Genomic DNA, 18,935 nt, shown 5'->3' with positions numbered 1-18,935 from the left:
TAATTATCTGTGAGATAAACGAATATCCCACTCAACCCCTAAAGTTTCCCACATCAAAGACCATTAGTAAACTATATATCCGCACCGCTATAACTCACAGTATATCTTCAAGTTAACACTTAATCCCGCGGATCATCCGCGGGATTAAGTGTTAACGCGCACTCAGTAAGCTAGATACAGCCGCACGGGTCTACCACTTCACCTCCTTCCGACACATCATCCGCCAAATTTATAAGGTGCTTCGCAGTTTATACGGCCGGTTCCTGGCCGGTTTAAGCGGTGCTCCGCCGGTTTAGCCATCCGGCAGAAAAATCTTCAATCCCCGTGTCGCTGCAATGAAGTGTAATTCAATGCATTAACACTCCATCCGACGGGTCACCCCTCGGTTAAAGTGTCAATTAACAAAAAACAACAAGTTACAGCTGCCTGACTATCCTGATATTCACCGGGGTCTCTCTTTCTCACCTGAAGTTATTCTCGCAGCCCGGGTTATTCCCGCGCGCCGCAAGCCCGCAAAGAGCTAGCGAAATGAGCGGGAAATAACTTCAGCTCCGGCACCTTGCCACAGTTTTTGGCAAGTATCAAGTTTAGAGCTATTTGCTGCAGTCATTTTTTGAAAAACGAAGATGCTGTCAAGAAAATTCTCTTCGCAAACATAAGAAATACAATAACTTGCCAAAAACTGTGGCAAGGTCTCCCTCTTTCTACATTTGAAGAGTGCCCGATGAGAGCTAAGTATGACAATAATCCTAAATCATTTATCGGTAGATTCTGGCGTTGGCACATCAACTTCTGCCCCGGATGGAAAGGATATTTCTCCACATTAACCACTGAAGAGAAACAGGAGTTAAGGGAGAAATATAGTTTTGTTAAGTACTGATTTTAGAAATGCTGATTTATAAAATCAGAATTTATCTAAATTTTCTGAATCGCAGTTAATACAGTGATCTTCGCTTTTGGTCGAGTTCATTGTTTCATTGCATACTCGGCATTTATACCAATTACTGTCAGTAATATAGTTTCCGCCCTGAATTAATATTACCTTTCCCTCGACAAAGGCTTTTGCGATATTTTTTCTGGCCTTGTCGTATAATCTTGTAAATGTGGGTCTTGAAATATTCATCTTTAAGGCAGCCTCTTCTTGGGTGAGATTTTCATAATCAGCAAGTTTAATTGCTTCATACTCTTCAAATAAAAGGGTTACACTGTCGAGTTCACGCCTCGGAATTCCAAATGGTTTATAACCCTCCATCCTGGGAGGCATTGTTATTCGTCTGTCTCTTTTTCTGTTTGGCATATTTCAAACGCAATCATTAACTCTGGCCTCTGGACCCGCCTCGTCTGCCTAAGCCTCTTCCGGCTCCATTTCCGGCACCAAGGCCACGACCACCTCGCCTGCCTAATCCTCTACCCATTCCGTTTCCTGCATTGTTTCCCGGAGTGTCACTACCTGAGCAAAAGCCCAATTGTCTTCCTGTTCCTGAACCTTGTCCCATTGGACCTGTTTTGTCTCTTCCTGGCATAATTTTAAATTTTATAATATTAATAAATGTTAATTGTGCCACAAAGATATAAATTAAAATGAACATATGTTCACTTAGGCTTCCTTTTTTTTACTATTTTTATATTAATTACCTATCTAAGCTTTTCTCCTTAATACACCTTACTGAGTGCCCCTGACCCCTTGATAGCGCATCGGTGTAAATATAACGGTATCCCGGATAAATTAACCTGGTAGCAGCATTTTTAATACCCACAGGATCAGATGCCCACCAAATAGTCCCAACGCCTTTCAATCCGGATTGTCCAACTATATCAACTATACCGGAAGGTTTCGCATTAAAACCACTTTCGTTGGTCCCGTTGTCATCGTTATCCCAGCCGGAAGTCGACTTCATTTTGTCGTAGGCCGATTCTGCTCCGCCAAGAAATTCAATTAGTTGCTGCCAGTCGGCATCAGTAGGTACCCTCCATCCATCCGGACAAATTCCCCTGGGATCTGAGACAGCATACCAGTTATATAATTTCCCGCTAATCTTTTCGTTCTCCTCATTAAATTCATAGTAGCAGAATGCAGGACTCTTCTCCTTATGTACATCGTTCCAGTCGTCCTCATATTCAATGTACTCAATTTCACTCCCATCCCTAAAAATGGTTACATTAAGGTTTTCCACCATCCACTCCTGCTCTCCGATTACCACAGATTTACTTTTGCTGCCACCATTCCCGGTTTTTCCACCACCACAAGATGTCGCCATAGCTAAGGCAGACACAAAAAATAGCTGAAAGCTAAATTTAATCAGTCTTTTCATAATTTTAAATTTTAGTTTATAATAAGTGCAAGTAAATGCCGATGCCTGGACAGATCTGTGAGGGTGACAAGCTTTAAAGCTTTCTGGAATTCTCTAATGAGGTCTTTTACAAATCTATAAAAAATATTTATTTTAACTACCAATTGTGGATTTTAGAAATAGCTCTTCAGCGCCTCAACATAATTCTCAAACGCCTTCCTACCCGTTTCAGTAATCCGGCAGGTAGTCCGGGGGCGTTTGCCGCTGAACCCTTTCTCAATAGAGATATATCCTGCCTCGCTCAGTTTTTCCAGTTGCACACTCAGGTTTCCGGCCGTTGCCGATGTCTTTTCGCGGAGGAAGACAAAATCGGCCTCCTCCACCGAAACCAGAATGGAAACCACCGCCAGCCGCAGCTGAGAGTGGAGTAGGGGGTCCAGCTCTTTAAACATGGCGATTCAGAATATGCCCCGGAATAATCAGCATAATAACAGCAAACCCCGCAGAGACAAGAATCTGACTGGGACCTGAGACCATCAGCATAACAAAGCTAAGCGCAATACCCAGAAATCCGGCAATAATAACAGGTTTGAATTTAATCACAAGCCCGCTGATTGCCACCCCCACATTTATAAGAAGAGCCATCACAAACAAAATTGGAAATGCGCTGTAATCAATGAACATATAGAGTGATAGCAAGCCGGCAGCCACACCGATAGTTATCCATACACAGCCGATCACTCTACCGATAAAAGTTACGGCCCCCTTTTCCCTCTTCTTAATCATATATATCATTGAAGGATAGCCAATTATCGGCATGGCAAACCATAACCACTGCACCCTGTAATCACCGCTCTTCACCAGCAAAAAATATATTGCCAGCGAAATAACCAACCATAAATAGCCCCATAGCAGATAAATTCCGCCACCATTTTTTTCCAGATTTGTCCGAGTCTCTTTGATCATTCTGGAAATTAATTCCAGACTCTCATTTTGTGTTAAATTTTTCTCTTCCATAATTTCAATGTTGTTTTGTTGTTGCAAATATAAATAAGTTTATAATATAAACCAAATTTATTTTTTACAACTGCGACGCATATGTGCAGGTGATGCTCAAGCTGGTGAGCTACCCGTATTAGCCATTCGGCAGATGATTTTTGCGAAACCCGTGCGGTTCTAAGTCCCAGATTATCAGCGCATAGACAATCTACCTGTCAGATCACCTGACAGGTGGATTGCTTATGTTTAGGTAATCAGCGTGTTACAGCGCTGCGGGTAGGGCAGACGAACAACCGGGGAAGATAACCGGCCGATTCCCGGCCGGTTTAAGTTGTGCTTCGCCGTGTTTAGCCGTTCGGCATAAAAACTTAGTTCCCCGTGTCGCTGCAATGAAATGTATTTCAATGCATTAACACTTAATCCGAGGGGTGACCCCTCGGATTAAGTGTTAATAAACAAAATATCAACAAGTTACAGCCGTCTGTCCTGAAGTTATTCTCGCAGCCCGGGTTATTCCCGCGCGCCGCAAGCCCTTAAAGAGCTTGCGAAATGAGCGGGAAATAACCCGCCCTTCCGCTGCGGGAAATAACTTGAGCAGCTCCGCTTCCAGCGCCCCGCCGCGCTTCCAGCGCCCCGCCACGGCCAGCGCCCCGGCTTCTGGCTCGCGCTCCGCCCCGGCCGAGAGACCTTGCCACAGTTTTTGGCAAGTATCAGATATAGAAGTATTTAATGAAATCATTTTTTTAGAAGCATGGAAATTATCAAAAAATGCTATTAGTAAGAGCAAGAATAACAATTACTTGCAAAAAACTGTGGCAAGGTGCCCCTCGGGCCCCTCGGGCCCCCGGGCCCGCCGCCCGCCCCTCGCGCCGTCTCCAGGGCCCGCCCTGCGCGCCACCTCCCGAGCGCGGGGCTTCTTTAAAAATTAAACTAGCTAATGCTCAATTAATAAGGAGATTAAAGACTTGTGGAGGAAATCTTTATAATTTTTGTATAAAAAGTTGTAAAAATATCTGCGTTTTATTAACTTTATGTGCTCTTAATTAACCCTATTTCTTAACTTAACTATGCTACACTGGCATTCAGAGTGTTATAATCTGAATGTTGAATTCAAATTTGTGAATGTACTTGCAGATTTGCTCCACTTTTTTTCCAACTAATCTAAACTATTAATCCACACTAATTAAACATTAATGATGGTTAAGCGGATTCTACTATTAATGGGGATTCTGTCTGCGCTATGCAGCTATTCCTATGCCCAGATTAAAGTTACCGGAAGGGTAACTGATGCGATCGACGGAACGCCTGTACCTTATGTCTCTGTTATGGTGAAGGGAACTTCACACGGAACAGCAACAGATATTAAAGGTATATACTCACTTAACAATGTTCCATCAACAGGAACACTTGTATTCACTTTTATAGGGTATCAGACACAGGAGGTGCCCGTGAACGGAAGAGGGGAGGTTGATGTTATTCTGGTTCAGCAGGCGGTGGGGCTTGATGAGGTGATGGTTGTAGCCTACGGAACAGTTACAAAGGGTTCATATTCCGGCTCGGCAACCCAGCTCAAACAGGAGAACTTTAAAGATATCCCTGTTGTGAGTTTTGAACAGGCAATAGTAGGAGCAGTACCCGGAGTACAGATAGCGCAAAAATCGGGACAGCCCGGATCACTACCGGAGATACGAATCAGGGGATTCGGATCATTCAATGCAGGTAACGAACCTCTTTATGTAATAGATGGTGTGCCTGTAACCAGCGGTGACTGGGGCTCGGGAAATATGTACACCAGCTCAATGAATTTTCTGAATCCAGGTGACATAGAGACAATTACAGTTCTTAAAGATGCTGCGGCCTCATCTCTGTATGGCTCAAGGGCATCAAACGGAGTTATTCTGATTACTACTAAAAAGGGTAAAGCAGGAAGAGTGATTACTACATTTAAAGGTAATCTGGCCGTCTCATATTTTGCAGTTAATAACTACCCAATGGTGTCAGAGGATGAAGGGGAGATGCTTACCAGAGAGGCCTGGACAAACTATGGAAAGGACAATCCGGTATTCTGGCAGTCATACGGCTCTCTTGAGAACTATGTGAACGCCCAGACAGAGAAGTACTACCCTTCAAGAAAATCTAACCTGATTTATGAAGATTGGGAGAAGCAGCTCTTCAGAACAGCAGTTTCACAAAATTATGAACTATCCGTCTCAGGCGGAAATGAGAGATCGAAGGTATTTGCATCAGTTGCATACACAGATGATAAAGGTATTAACAGAATACAATATCTGGACAGACTTACAGCAAGTATTAATGCTGAACATCAGATGTCAAACCGACTTAAGGTGGGCGGTTCATTCCAATATTCAAGCCAGGATCAGAGCGGTCACCAGGATGGACAGGCAAAGGATAATGTCTTCTATCTCTGGAAGGTACACCTTACTCCGCGCTGGCCTTTTAAGTATGATGATGGCTCATACTGGATGGAGTACTATGACGGAGGAACAAGGGTAAATCCTGTTCCGCAATTTGATCTCCAGATAAATGACGCTAATCAGCTCAGACTCCTTTTAAAGGGTTGGGCCGAACTTGAAATCACAAAAGATCTTAAAATAAAGAGTATAGTTAGTCACGACTACCTCAAGATGCACGACCGGTTCCACTGGCTTTACGGCCACATTAACTTTACCGCATACGGTCAGGGATACGCATCGGACCGATACAGAATGGTGGGAAGGACAGTAAGCAGCACAATTGCAAACTATAGCAAATCAATAAAGAAACACAACTTTGCAATCATGGCAGGGTGGGAGGCCGAGAAAGAGGAGTTCCTCTATACCCGCCTTGCGAAGATGGACTTCTCCAACTACGGAGCAACCGAATCGGCCCTGGCAACAAACTACCAATCGGGATACACATACAGAAGCAACTCCAACCTGCTATCGGCAGTCTCAAGCGCAAACTATGACTATGACACAAGATACTATATATCTGGCTCCTTCAGAAGGGACGGCTCCTCAAGACTTGGACCGGACAAAAGATGGGGTAATTTCTGGTCTGTGGCAGCCTCCTGGAGACTCAGCAACGAAGCGTTTATAAAAGATGTTAAATGGATAAACGACCTTAGACTAAGGGGATCATACGGAACCAGCGGTACCCTGCCTTCTGATTTTTACGGGTATATGGCAGTTTTCGGCTATGGAATATATGACACCGGGGCGGCAGGCTACCCAAGTAACCTTGCAAACAAGGATCTCACCTGGGAGAAGAACAACAACTGGAATATAGGTCTGGACGCCAGACTCTTTGACAGGGTTGGACTAACCGCAGAGTACTACCATAAAACAACAAAAGACCTGCTGATGAACGCAACCGTACCATCCACAACAGGATTCGGCAGCGCGCTGACAAACATCGGCTCAATGGAAAACAGAGGAGTAGAGCTAGCTGTGAATGTGGATATTATTAAGAACAAAGATATGACCCTTACAGCCGGCCTCAACTGGGCAACACTTCACAACGAAGTGCTTTCTCTGTCCGCAGAGGGTGAGCAGATTGTAAGCAGGCCGCACATCTGGAAAGCCGGCTACTCTTATGTTCAGTACTACACAAGAGAGTATGCAGGAGTTGACCCGCAAACAGGTAATCCGCAATACTACTCAAATGCAACTCTCCCTGACGGAAGCAGAGACAGAACTCTTGTTTCCAGAGCTAAGGCCTCCTCAACAATTCTGGAGGGAATGACAGCAATACCAAAAGGATTCGGCGGATTCAACGCCTCATTCAGCTGGAAGTCATTCCAGGCAGCATTCAGCTGGGCTTACAAATACGGACACTATGTTTTTGACAACTCAGTTGACGACATTGAGGACGATGGTTACAACTCATATAAAAACACATCTAAAGAGCAGCTCCGCAGATGGCAGAAACCTGGAGACATAACCGATGTTCCGCGCCGTGTAGCCGGAAATACTCAGGGTGGTTACTACGACTCAAGCAGAGCCCTTAAAAAGGGAGACTATCTGAGGTTAAAAAATATGACAATATCATACCTCTTCCCTAAACACCTCACAGATGCGGTGAAGGTATCAAACGCCAGAATCTACCTCTCAGGCAATAACCTGCTTACATTCACAGGACTCAATTTTGACCCTGAGGTACAGTCAAACGGATTCTACAACTTCACATTCCCTGCACTCAGGACTGTGACAATTGGATTGGAGATATCACTATAACTCACTAATAATGATAATTATGAAAAATAAAATAAAACAACTGATTCTCATTCCGCTAGTGATACTCACTCTTGGATCCTGTCAGGACTTTCTGGATACAAGACCCACCAATGTAGTGGTAGCCGAGACAGCAATGAAGACCATATACGACGCAGGAGTGGCGGTAAACGGACTCTATGTGGATATGAAATATTCCGACTATTACGGAACCCTTATGCAGCTTATGGGAGACCAGCGCGGTGACAATATCCAGCCAAGGGTAATGAGTACAGGATGGGTACAGATCTACACATTCGGATACGAATCAGAGAGCAACACCTACTTTGAAATCTGGAAAAAATGTTACCAGACCATAATGAGATGCAACACCTTAATTGCAAATATTGGCAACCTCAACGCCACTACAGCATCAGACATAGCCAAGAAAAACGACTTTCTGGGACAGGCACTCGCTGTAAGGGCACTGGTTTACTTTGACCTTGCAAGGCTCTACGGATACCCATACATGAAAGACAACGGAGCATCACTCGGAGCAGTTCTCATTACCGAGATCCTGGCCCCGTCAAACTCCAAACTCCCTAGAAGTACCGTAGCCCAAACATACACACAAGTGTTGCAGGACCTTACAACAGCACTTCCGCTCCTCTCAAAATCCAAGAATACCGGACACTTCAACTACTGGGCAGCAAAACTCCTCCAGGCAAGGGTATTCCTCTACAAAGGCGAGTGGGATAATGCACACAACGCAGCAAAAGAGGTTATTGACCAATCACCATACGCCCTCGCAACCCGCGACCAGTACATAAACTACTGGAAAGAGACCGGCGCACCAGAGACCCTGCTGGAGCTATTTGTATCGGCCCAATCCAATATAGATGCCGACGGCGGATATGCCTCATACTGGCACAACCTGTGGCACGGAGCCCCATCGGCCGGAGCCTCCCTTATCCCGACCGTTGCCTGGATAAACATTATTGAGGCCGACCCTGCCGACATCCGCGCCCAGTTTGTCAGATACGACTCACAATACGACAAACCGAAAGCCTGGCTAAACAAGTTCCCGGGCAACGGAGGAACAAACTTCAGGCTTAACAACCCTAAACTCCTCAGACTATCAGAGGCATACCTGATTGCTGCCGAGGGAGCCCTCAAAGGGAGTGCCGGAGCAACCGCCGCAAGCAACTACCTTGATGTGATCCGCAAACGCGCTAATCCGGCCGTGACCAAAGTCACCGCCACAGACGACCTCATCCAGATTGAGCGCCGCAAAGAGTTTATAGGAGAGGGACACCGATTCTTTGACCAGATGCGCCTGGGCAAATCCATAACCCGCCTTGACGGCGACGGCCACAACTTCGCCCAATCGGCAGGCTGCCCCGGCACCATCGACTGGAACTTCAACAAAATAGTCCTTCCAATCTCACACACCGAACGCAAAATCTACCCCGAGCTCCAGCAAAATCCGGGGTATACTGAGTAACCGGCGCGGCCCCGGCTCCTGGCCCCCGCCCGGCTTGGCGCCCGGCGAGCGCCCCGCCCGGGAGACACCTTGCCGCAGTTTTTTGCAAGTAGCAGAAATTTAGGTGTTTAAAGAATCGATTTTTGCAACTTGCAGTTAGTTAGCTACCTGCCAAAAACTGTGGCAAGGTGTCTTCTGCCGAATGGCTAACATAAAGCCGGGATGGCGGTTAACCGCCAAGCCTCACGCCCGGCACGGGTTGACAGTGATATTCGTTTATGTGCTTAGAAAACATGTGATTGCAAATCGCTTTTTGAAAAACTTTTTAAAAACCTAATTTTTAAACACCTAACATACTGTTAGATAAACAAATATCCCTGTCAAACCTCACCGCCTCCCGCCAATTCACCGCCTCCCGCCAAGTCTAAAAGGTGCTTCGCAGTTTATACGGCCGGTTCCCGTCCGGTTTAAGTTGTGCCCCGCCGTGTCCAGCCGTTCGGCAGAAAAACCTTAGTTCCCCGTGTCGCTGCTATGAAGTGTATTTCAATGCATTAACACTTAATCCGAGGGGTGACCCCTCGGTTAAAGTGTCAATAACCAAAAATTCAATAAGTTACAGCCACCTGCCCTGAAGTTATTCTCGCAGCCCGGGTTATTCCCGCGCGCCTCAAGCCCATAAAGGGCTTGCGAAATGAGCGGGAAATAACCCGCCCTTCCGCTGCGGGAAATAACTTGTGCAGCCCGGCCGAGAGACCTTGTCACAGTTTTTGGCAAGTATCAGATATAGAGCTATTTGCTGCAACCATTTTTTGCAAAACGAAGATGCTGTCAAGAAAATGCTCTTCTCAAATATCAGATATATAATCACTTGCCAAAAACTGTGGCAAGGTGCCCGGCAAGGTGTCCGGGCACGGCAAGGTGCTCAAGCAGCTCTCTGGCGCTAACATACATTTCCCCGCGTTGTTTAGCTGTCTGGCCACCAATGAGATAGTCAAGATATCGGTTTTCAAGAGAAACAAAATCTGAATCGGCGGGATCCCAGTCAGGGTCCCAGCCAACAGAGTCGCGCAAGTCCCAGAATGCGCTCTCAATACTAATCCCCATCTGAGACATCACAGCAAGAAGACTTCGGCTTGAAGTGGCATAAATAGTACAATCCGTATCGGCCTGAAAAGCAGGATACAGATTTGCGTACCACTCGCCCGGGAACCCCTCAGCCGGCAGCGAATCGCACCTTTCAGCACTAATTCTGGAAATGGTCAAAAGTTTAGATGTAACACGAATGAGCATAAAATGAAATTTATTTTAAATATAGCAAATTGATAAAATAATATTATTAATTTTAATGTCTGATTTTCAGTACTCAATCGCTCTCATGAAAATAGCCGGTCGGCTCCATCTTTTAAGTTGAATTTACATTTTATAAACACAATAAAAATGGTTTGTTATGGGAACAGAAGATAATCAAATTCAAACACCAGAAGAACAGAGTGGTGCTGGATCAAACAGAAAAATGACTACTTTACTTGCTATTGTGGGTGCTCTAATTGGCATTCCATTGAGCTACTATTTTCAATCAGAAATGGTAAGAGCAAAAGTTGGTGGAATTGGTGGGTACATGGAAAACTTTGGAGATATTTTAAGTGAAGGCGATTTAGCTATTAATGTCTTTTTTGGAGTAGTTGTTTTTGGAATTATTGGTGCGATATTAGGTTATATCATTGATTCAATGAATGCAACCGCTAAAAACTAGTTTAGTTACATCCATCATTTTGTTTGTTTTTCTATTTATCTTCAGTTTAAAAAATCACAAAATTGAGATAAATGAGAATGATATTACCTATTTCAAAAGTTATGATATAATAATAACTTGCGGCCAATCTTTTTATAGCAGGTTAATAAATATAAATAATTTCTCGTTGGATAATTACTCCCATATAGGTATATTAATATGTGAGAATAATAAAATATTTGTCTTGCATTCAACTCCGGATGGGACAAAAGAGAATGGTATAAGATATGATGAAATTCAAAAGTTTATTGATTTAAGTGATGTGAATAAATACACTGTGCTTAGATTGTCGAATTTAAATCAGACCGAAAAAGAGATATTGTCTGAAGAAATTTCCAGATTCAGACATTTAAATGTCCCTTTTGATTATGACTTTAATAACAGAGACCAGTCTCAGATATACTGTTCCGAATTAGTTTGGATAATTTACAGAAAAGTATCTCCATTCTTCTTAACTGGATTTGAAATTGACAAGCCTTTTCATCCTTATAAATTTTTAGAGCAAGATTCCTTTCAAATAGTAGTAACAAGAGGTGCCAACTAAAGATCATAATATAATATTCTAAATCACAATAAAGTATAAAATGGAATATTTTACAATTTCGTGATAAATAGTAGGTTGGAAATATTCGTTATAGAAATAAATATTATTAATTTTAATAGCTGATTTTCAGTTTCCACCTGCTCTCTTGAAAATAGCCGTTCGGCTCCGTTTTGTAAAGCAGCTTAATAAAACAATATAATATGCATTTGAAATAATAATAAAGGAATATCCATTTATTATTCATTAAACTTCTAACCAAAAACTTACACTATGAAAACTAAACTTGCTTTAATTTCCACTGTTCTGCTCCTCTTATTTGTAAATTCCTCAAATGCGCAATCATCCTCAAACATTAAAAAACTCTCATTTGGAGTTGGCCTTAACATTGGAGTTGGTATTGTGTCTACCTCCTACTATTCAGATGAATTTCCATCATTAGGATTAGATTTAAATGCCGAGTACAGACTGTTACCTCAGGTTGGGGTGAATTTCAATACAGGCTTGATGTATTTTTCAGACAGTTTTGTCGATTTAAACGACGGTTTTGGTATAATTCCAGTCACATTAGGCGCCAACTATTATTTTGGAAATATTTTCTATGCCGGCTTAAAAACAGGATTGGCACTCTTTGCAAAAAACAAAATAGATCCTCTTTTTACAATCTCGCCCATTGTTGGAGTTAAACTCCTTAATTTCTTAAATATAGCACTTCAGTTTCAGTATTTCACTGAAACCGATTTAAGGGCTTATGAGTCCCCCAATCTTATTAATTTGCGAATAGGAGTAAACTTTTAATAATACTATAGTATGGAAACGAAAGATAAAGTTATAGCAGTATCATATGTACTGGTAGGAACACTATTGCAGTATTTCATATTCATTGCCGATGTGTGGCAGCTTAAAATCATAACACTCTTTGGGCTGATAATGATGCTTATCGGCCTGTCCAGATTAAAAACAAATTTGGACGAGCCGGGAAACAAAGGGATGAGTTTGCTTTTTAATTCCGTAATATTATCAATAGTTGCCGGTTTAATAAATTTCTTCCCCTTGACCGGAATACTTACCGGAATTCTGTTCATAATCGCCTACATAATGCAAATAATGGCATTTGTCTCTTTAAAACAATCGGCAGTTATCGGAGTTAACGGAATCAACGGAGCGGGTCTGCTTTTAGGCGCTTCCATAGGCGCCGGCTTTGTGAATTTCATAGACCTTTTCCCGATGACAGGATTGATAGTGTCATTCTTCTCAATAGTAATTTTAATTGTAAGCGTTTTCGGATGGCTTAAGATTCAAGAGGGGTTGATGGAAACTAAAGTTTAAATCACAATATATCTTAATAACAATATTTTTTAACTTAATACTTAATAGCTATGAGACTAATATTTACAATATTAATGGTATTTCTTTTAGAATGCCCCGCTGCAGCTCAGCAAGACTTAAAACCGGCAACAGTTAATGATATTACTTACAGAAATGGTAGGGCTTATGTAGATAATGAATTATTTACAGGAATTCTTTTTGATATAAAGACAAAGAAAGCGCTGGGACAATTTAGAAATGGCCTGAAAAACGGAAATTTTACAGAGTATTTTGATAACGGAAATACAAAATTTGAAGGACTCTTCATTAATGGACTAAGAGATGGATTGCATATCGATTACTATGAAAACGGCACAAAACGAATATTAGCCAATTTCAGGCAGGATGTACTTGATGGAGAATTTATCGAATTTTATCACAATGGGAAAATTAATAAAAAATCTATTTATAAGCTGGGGAAAAAAGTTGGATTATGCTCGGAGTACTATGAAAATGGACAATTTAAATTAGCTATTGATTATCTCGATGATAAAATTAAGGATGGAACTTATTCAGAATACGACGATAAAGGAATTCAGATAATCGAGATTAAAGCAAGATCGGGGGTAATTCAATCAAAGTATAATACTGTTGAAAAAATACTTACCGTCTATCATGATTATAGCTCAAATATCAAAAAAGAGGAGGGAAAAATTATAAATAATCGTAAAAATGGGCTTTGGATTGAGAGATTCTCTAATGGACAAATCTCTTTTGAAGGAGAATATAAAGATGATATTCGGGAGGGATTTGGAAAAGAATATAATTCATATGGAGAACTGTTATGGGAAGGTGAGTTTTCTAATGATAAAATAAACGGAAATGGTGTGCTCCTGGATGGCAGAATATTATACAAAGGGCAATGGACATCTGGAGTTAAGAATGGGAAATTTATCGTTACTTTTTCAGATAAATCGTGGGAGGAGGGTGAATTTGATAATAACTTGAAAGAGGGTCTCTGGAAAGCATACTATAGCAATGGCTCTAAGAAATCTGAAATTGTATTTAACAAAGGAGAAAATATAAATGGAGACTTCAAAGAGTGGTATGATAACGGCCAGAATAAAGAGGAAAAATTCCTTGCAAATTCCTTAATAGAAGGAAGTCACACAAAATGGCATAAAAACGGACAGGTACTTAGTTCAATGAAATATAAAAATGGTAAAGTAGTAGACGGACAATATTTTGTCTATGATGAAAGGGGAGGTATAGTTTCAGAATCAAATTACAACAATGGACTCGAAATAAGTTCTTACTTGTACTCTCTTAATCAGAAGAATGGAGCTTTTCACGAAAATTATGCTAATGGAAAGCCAAAAGTAGCTGGCGTTTATAAAAATGGCAGGAGGGTAGTCCAAGAGAGATATGGTGCAAACAAAACAACGAATAGGGTTCTTAAAGGTATTGGGGGAGTTGCCCTTCTTGTGGGGATAGGGTTTCTAGGTATTATGACAGGAACATTGTAATGCCCTTATTAAAAACTTGTTATAAATCAGTTTAAACATAAGCAAATGAAAACTAACTATTTTACCAAAATTGAAAACAAATATGTATTCAATGTTTCACTTATAATCTGGCATCTGATTATTGCACTAGCATCCATCGCCATTGTTATTTCGTTATTGGTTTTCTTATGGGGGCTTATACCTCCTTCATCACCAAAGGTTGAAAAGACACCTTATCCTGAGAAGGTAGAATACCCTTCACCTGTTTCTGTTTCATTAAATGAATTAATTATAAAAAAACTACCACCAGCTCAACCAAGTTATGCTGCAGAAACAGAAATACAGGAAGAGACTAAAGAAGTTAAACCCCAAGAGGATTTGAGAGGAAAAACAGAATATGATGCTGTTGTTGATACTTTAAAGATACTTATTCCTCCCTCAAAATATAAATGGGAAGGTGAAGGACACTATATATACCCTAAGGGAGAAGCATACTGGGAATTCTATCAAAGAGAAATTTATCGCAAATGGGTTATAACAAAAGAGGGGTTAATGGATAGAATAAACAGCTCATATGTTAAAACTAATGCCAATAATTATTACTTAAAAAGAGATCAACTTAAGAGTTATGTTAATTTTCTGAAAAACATTCCTGAAAGCAAAAGGATTCAGTCTCTTGATCAAATTACTTCTAATGTTATAAAGGACTTCTCTTTAAATAACAATGCTTTGAATGCGATAGTGCCAATTACAAAAAAAATTGATCTTAATATTGATGACAATATAAAGATAATTGGAATGCTTTTAAATTTTTGTAACAGGAGGGCCGATGGTATATCTTTTATTGAATATGTTACAAGCATAGCTGATAAATTTGCTCCTGCTCAGCAATACCAAACATTAAGTTTAATGATAAATGGTTACAATAGACATTTTGATGGTAACATTAATTTATTGAAAGATGCTACAGATCTTTTTATACAAATGTTAAGTCAGATTGATCCCAAAAATCAGGCAACCATACTTTCTCAATATTATATTGTTTTTGCTAGAAAGAATGATGCAAGAAATATGAAAATCAGGCAAATTGATACTGATTATGAAGAATTAGTGAGGCAAATAGATGAAAAATTTGAAGAGGATCAGATAATTGCACAAATGGAGTATAGTTCTAGAAAGTTAACTAAGGAAAATCTTAGAATGAAAAGTATAGCCGGAATAGGCTTGGGCATTATTTTGATTGTATTTGTAGGAACTTTCCTGGCATTTCTTTCTATTCAGAGAAGTGTTAGGAAAATGGAAGAATCGATTAATAATAAACAATAAAGAAAAAAAATTAAGAATCAGTGTGAATAAAAAAGAGAGCCGCGAGGCTCTCTTCTTTATTTAACAATAATGTTGATGAAAAGCACCAGGTACTACCTTATATCTACTGCTTAGTAAATGTATATATCTCCCCGTCTTCTGAAAAAGTTAAAATGTTTTTATTAATAACTCCAACAAGCTCATTCCCGTCCTTCATCAAGGTAAGAGTATTGTCTGTTGTAGTATATATTCCTTGATATCCCATAAATATGGGATCTCCAATATCCTTATACCACATCTCAAATGTAGTTGTTTTGAATTTAATTAAAATATACTCTTCATAACGAGTATCAACATCAAAAGACTTCCATTCAGTGCCGGAAAGTTTTATGCTCTCTTTCTGGCAAGAGAGAAAGAACAACGAAGACAATACTAAAGTAAGCAAAAGAAGTTTTTTCATAAGATTAAAATTTAAGATTATTATTTTAAGTCCTTTTTATAGGTTTTTTTTGTGTGTTCATTATTATTTGTCTGTGCACTATTTACGATAGTAAATTCACCATTAATATATCGGAACGACACGACATCCCACCAACAGTCGGGGTCTTCATAATAAGTGTCTGTATCGGCATAACTATTCCTAAACCTGAAAGGACCATAAGTTTTCAGTACGGTTCCACCCAGGATTATCTGGATATTTGCATCAGTGGGATTATAAGCATCATATCCCTGGTAAAAATGAACCTTAACAGTATACACTGTATTTGTACTCCTGTTTAAAGAGAATGTTTCCGGACCATAACCAATTATGTTGTCAAAATCCAGATTACTCCCAGGAATCATGCCAGAGATAGCATTATAATAACCGGAGTGATCACTATATTTATCAGTACAAAGCCAGTATGTGTGTCTGTTGTATGAGTCAAAAACATGCAAGTCTACATCTTTTGGACTATAAGTGGTTCCATTATTCCACCTAAGCAGAATCTGAATGTCTTGTGTTGTAAATTCCCCGTTGAATACAATCTCCTCACTAGTTCCGGTGTCCCCGTTTGGACTATTAGCCCTTAATCTCAATTTATTTTGGCCGGATTTTATCAAAATCTCCTGGCTAAAAGTTCCGTTATTAACATAAATCTCCTGATCCACCCCGTTTAAAGTCAATATTGCCTTATTCCCTGTAAATGCTGTTGTTGCACCTGTTGCACTCTTTAAAACAACTGTTCCGGTAACTGTTAATACATTTCGGGAGTAACTGATATTTTGAGAAGGATTTGTTATTGTAAAGAATGGTAAAGGGGGCAAAGGATTCCCAAGGTTTGCATGTATAGATGCCGATGAGCCTGTCTCAAGGGTTACAGTTTTATTATACTCGTTATAACCATATTTATATACTCTAATATGATGAGTTCCGGGGTTGACTGAATTAATAATATTAGGGGTTAATAAATTCATATTTGCTCCGTTCAAATAGATACTTGCTCCCGGTGGCAAAGAGGTTACATAGATAGAATTTGCAGGCAGAGGAGAAGTAGTGAAAGATATCTTTTCTGAATACGATATCCCAAGTTTATTTCTGGCAAAAGCTACAATGTAATATTTTGTGCTTGGAGATAACCCATTTAGTATAGATGTAAAAGGTCCGGTATTATTATTAAATTTTATTTTGTTACCATTATTTAGAGGATCAGAATTTTCTCCCCAGTATAGCCCACTCTCAGTAATAGGATAGCCTCCATTGCTGCTTATTGTTCCAGTAATATTTGCAGATTTATATGTTATATTAACAATCTGAGAAAGACTGACCGCAGGCTTGGACTTCAACAAAAATGATTTTACCTGCAGATAGATGCTTTCCCTCTCCCGCATCTCCAAATGAGCCAGAAAAACAGGAATTATGAGATTGGTTTCAGGTTTCTCAGCACTAATTACGCCCAACGCACTTGCAACAGATACAACTCCATCATCCTCCCCGTCAATGAAAGGAGATGTTACGCTATTTTTACAAGCAACGACATAGTATGGCACATTGGTATTTGGAGAAGTACTTAAAGACTTGATAAAGTCCGAGTTTGTGTATAAATCATCAAAACCTCTTGTCGCGTAATTATACATTAGCTGTGCAAGCGAACTTCCGCTAGCTACAATTAACCCAATTGCATCTCTTAATGCAGCAAGAGGTGACCCATTATGAGGAGTTCCTAAAGTAACCAATCTATAAACATAATTTGCACCACTCTTCTTCTCAATCATGGATCTTGCAACCAAGCCTCCCATACTATGTGCAACTATATCAATAGCGGCACCATTACCATTTTGCTGAAGTAAATTTTTTAGAATCTCTCCATTGTCATCAATCGGCTTAGACGAATTATAACCAAAAGTCCACAACTTATCATATTTCAGGACACTATTATCGTTCATAATAAGATTAGCAAAATACTCCCAAGTAGAAGGCCATCCGCACCAACCATGAATCATTAACAGAATTTTTGTGTCAGCAGTTATGTTTTGAGTATTAATTTGAGACAAACTCATCTTTCCGTTGTTTATACTGACCTCCTTTAAACCCATCTCTCCAAAAAGAGTGGCAGCATTCTGCGATACCATAGCACCAATAATTGTAATATACCCAAGAACACTCTTAGTCCCGGCAGGTGTTGAACCTATCTTGTTAAACTCAATTTCAACAGTAACAACTTTGTCTTTAATACTGCATTTTAATGGAAGATAAGAGGTGCCATTAAAAGCATAGGCTGAATACAAGGCTGTATCAGCTATGTTCTCATTAATAGGGTATGACAATATAAGCGGTTTATTAAGTGTATCCGATGGTAATTTTAGGCTAATGGGCACTCCTGTTACGGCAAGCCGATTATTCGGCATTGTTGTTGGCTCGTTTCCTGTTCTGCCGATAGAAACGATACCATCTTTAGTAAGTGCATTAGGAGGAATCACAAGTTTAATTGACTCGTATGTGGTTATCGTTCCCCCGACAGAAGCTGTTATAAACTTCTCAGGCTGCCTGGACTCGGTAGAAAACTCAATTTGATTACCGTAAGCGGTTCCCAAAGAATTAGTTGCATAAGCCCTAAGGTAATATTTAACACCGGGAGAGAGCCCCCTTACGTCAGAAGTGAATGAACCACTCCCTTTGCCATCAGAAGTTTTGCCGTTATCAGTAGTGGGATTTGGATTCGTATTCCAGCAAACCCCCCTTGATAATATTTCAGCTTCACCATCATTTGAAATCTGCCCTCCACTCGAAGCAGACTCATTTGTAATACTAGAAGCCTCTGTTGTTGAGAGAGAGGGTAAAGAAATTACCGGCTCTTTCTTACAAGATAAAAAAGACAACACAAAGAGAATTATCACAAAAGATAAAATTCTCTGAAATGAAAATTTTACAACACCCATAGTGTTTAATATTAAATAAAATAATGAATTTAGAATTGCAGGAACAATACTGGAGCCCGAGCGGCTAATTTTTGGGGCAATAA

The 18,935-nt window shown here is 40.4% G+C and carries 17 protein-coding genes; 9 read left to right on the top strand and 8 right to left on the bottom strand.

The annotated features are described in order from the left end of the window. The first annotated feature begins 613 nt into the window (after positions 1-613). Entirely contained in the window at positions 614-880 is a 267-nt protein-coding gene (locus U5907_03940; GenBank protein ID WRQ33801.1) for a hypothetical protein, read from the top strand. Positions 881-904: 24 nt separating this feature from the next. Here U5907_03940 and U5907_03935 read toward each other — a convergent pair whose 3' ends face one another. The 5 genes from U5907_03935 to U5907_03915 form a co-directional block, all read right to left on the bottom strand. Next, the gene (locus tag U5907_03935; GenBank protein ID WRQ33800.1) at positions 905-1,297 is read right to left on the bottom strand and encodes a DUF134 domain-containing protein; all 393 of its coding nucleotides are present in this window, start codon (positions 1,295-1,297) and stop codon (positions 905-907) included. A gap of 16 nt (positions 1,298-1,313) precedes the next feature. Then, positions 1,314-1,523: a DUF5320 domain-containing protein gene (locus tag U5907_03930; protein WRQ33799.1), complete on the bottom strand. Its 210-nt coding sequence runs from the start codon at positions 1,521-1,523 to the stop codon at positions 1,314-1,316. 108 nt (positions 1,524-1,631) lie between these two features. Further along, entirely contained in the window at positions 1,632-2,312 is a 681-nt protein-coding gene (locus U5907_03925) for a fibrobacter succinogenes major paralogous domain-containing protein (protein ID WRQ33798.1), read from the bottom strand. Between the two features lie 152 nt (positions 2,313-2,464). Further along, positions 2,465-2,743, bottom strand: a complete 279-nt coding sequence (locus U5907_03920; protein WRQ33797.1) for a transcriptional regulator — start codon at positions 2,741-2,743, stop codon at positions 2,465-2,467. Continuing rightward, positions 2,736-3,308: a hypothetical protein gene (locus U5907_03915; protein WRQ33796.1), complete on the bottom strand. Its 573-nt coding sequence runs from the start codon at positions 3,306-3,308 to the stop codon at positions 2,736-2,738. Before U5907_03915 ends, U5907_03920 begins: the two co-directional genes overlap by 8 nt. Positions 3,309-4,483: 1,175 nt before the next feature. Between U5907_03915 and U5907_03910 the strand changes: the two genes are divergently transcribed. Further along, complete coding sequence (locus U5907_03910) at positions 4,484-7,525, top strand: TonB-dependent receptor (GenBank protein ID WRQ33795.1); 3,042 nt, start codon at positions 4,484-4,486, stop codon at positions 7,523-7,525. 19 nt (positions 7,526-7,544) lie between these two features. Then, a complete protein-coding gene (locus U5907_03905; protein WRQ33794.1) occupies positions 7,545-9,005 on the top strand; it encodes a RagB/SusD family nutrient uptake outer membrane protein in 1,461 nt (486 codons plus the stop codon). A gap of 843 nt (positions 9,006-9,848) precedes the next feature. On the opposite strand, the gene U5907_03900 is transcribed toward U5907_03905, so the two are convergent. Next, the gene (locus U5907_03900; GenBank protein ID WRQ33793.1) at positions 9,849-10,274 is read right to left on the bottom strand and encodes a hypothetical protein; all 426 of its coding nucleotides are present in this window, start codon (positions 10,272-10,274) and stop codon (positions 9,849-9,851) included. Positions 10,275-10,431: 157 nt separating this feature from the next. Between U5907_03900 and U5907_03895 the strand changes: the two genes are divergently transcribed. The 6 genes from U5907_03895 (at position 10,432) to U5907_03870 (ending at position 15,456) form a co-directional block, all read left to right on the top strand. Next, the gene (locus tag U5907_03895; GenBank protein WRQ33792.1) at positions 10,432-10,737 is read left to right on the top strand and encodes a hypothetical protein; all 306 of its coding nucleotides are present in this window, start codon (positions 10,432-10,434) and stop codon (positions 10,735-10,737) included. Beyond that, positions 10,718-11,320, top strand: coding sequence for a YiiX/YebB-like N1pC/P60 family cysteine hydrolase (locus U5907_03890; GenBank protein WRQ33791.1), 603 nt, complete (start codon positions 10,718-10,720; stop codon positions 11,318-11,320). Before U5907_03895 ends, U5907_03890 begins: the two co-directional genes overlap by 20 nt. 270 nt (positions 11,321-11,590) lie before the next feature. Next, a complete protein-coding gene (locus tag U5907_03885) occupies positions 11,591-12,115 on the top strand; it encodes a hypothetical protein (GenBank protein ID WRQ33790.1) in 525 nt (174 codons plus the stop codon). 12 nt (positions 12,116-12,127) lie between these two features. Next, positions 12,128-12,646: a hypothetical protein gene (locus U5907_03880; GenBank protein WRQ33789.1), complete on the top strand. Its 519-nt coding sequence runs from the start codon at positions 12,128-12,130 to the stop codon at positions 12,644-12,646. 50 nt (positions 12,647-12,696) lie between these two features. After that, the gene (locus U5907_03875) at positions 12,697-14,151 is read left to right on the top strand and encodes a toxin-antitoxin system YwqK family antitoxin (GenBank protein WRQ33788.1); all 1,455 of its coding nucleotides are present in this window, start codon (positions 12,697-12,699) and stop codon (positions 14,149-14,151) included. Between the two features lie 45 nt (positions 14,152-14,196). After that, positions 14,197-15,456, top strand: a complete 1,260-nt coding sequence (locus tag U5907_03870) for a hypothetical protein (GenBank protein ID WRQ33787.1) — start codon at positions 14,197-14,199, stop codon at positions 15,454-15,456. Positions 15,457-15,559: 103 nt separating this feature from the next. Here the strand turns inward: U5907_03870 and U5907_03865 are convergent, their stop codons facing one another. Next, positions 15,560-15,895 carry a hypothetical protein gene (locus U5907_03865; protein WRQ33786.1) on the bottom strand — a complete coding sequence of 112 codons (336 nt, stop codon included), beginning with the start codon at positions 15,893-15,895 and terminating at the stop codon, positions 15,560-15,562. Between the two features lie 20 nt (positions 15,896-15,915). Continuing rightward, the gene (locus U5907_03860) at positions 15,916-18,852 is read right to left on the bottom strand and encodes an alpha/beta fold hydrolase (protein ID WRQ33785.1); all 2,937 of its coding nucleotides are present in this window, start codon (positions 18,850-18,852) and stop codon (positions 15,916-15,918) included. Positions 18,853-18,935: the final 83 nt, after the last annotated feature.

The organism is Bacteroidales bacterium MB20-C3-3 (genome assembly GCA_035609245.1).
In the GTDB taxonomy this organism is placed as follows: Bacteria; Bacteroidota; Bacteroidia; order Bacteroidales; family UBA932; genus Bact-08.
This window is presented reverse-complemented; position numbering and strand designations above follow the sequence as displayed.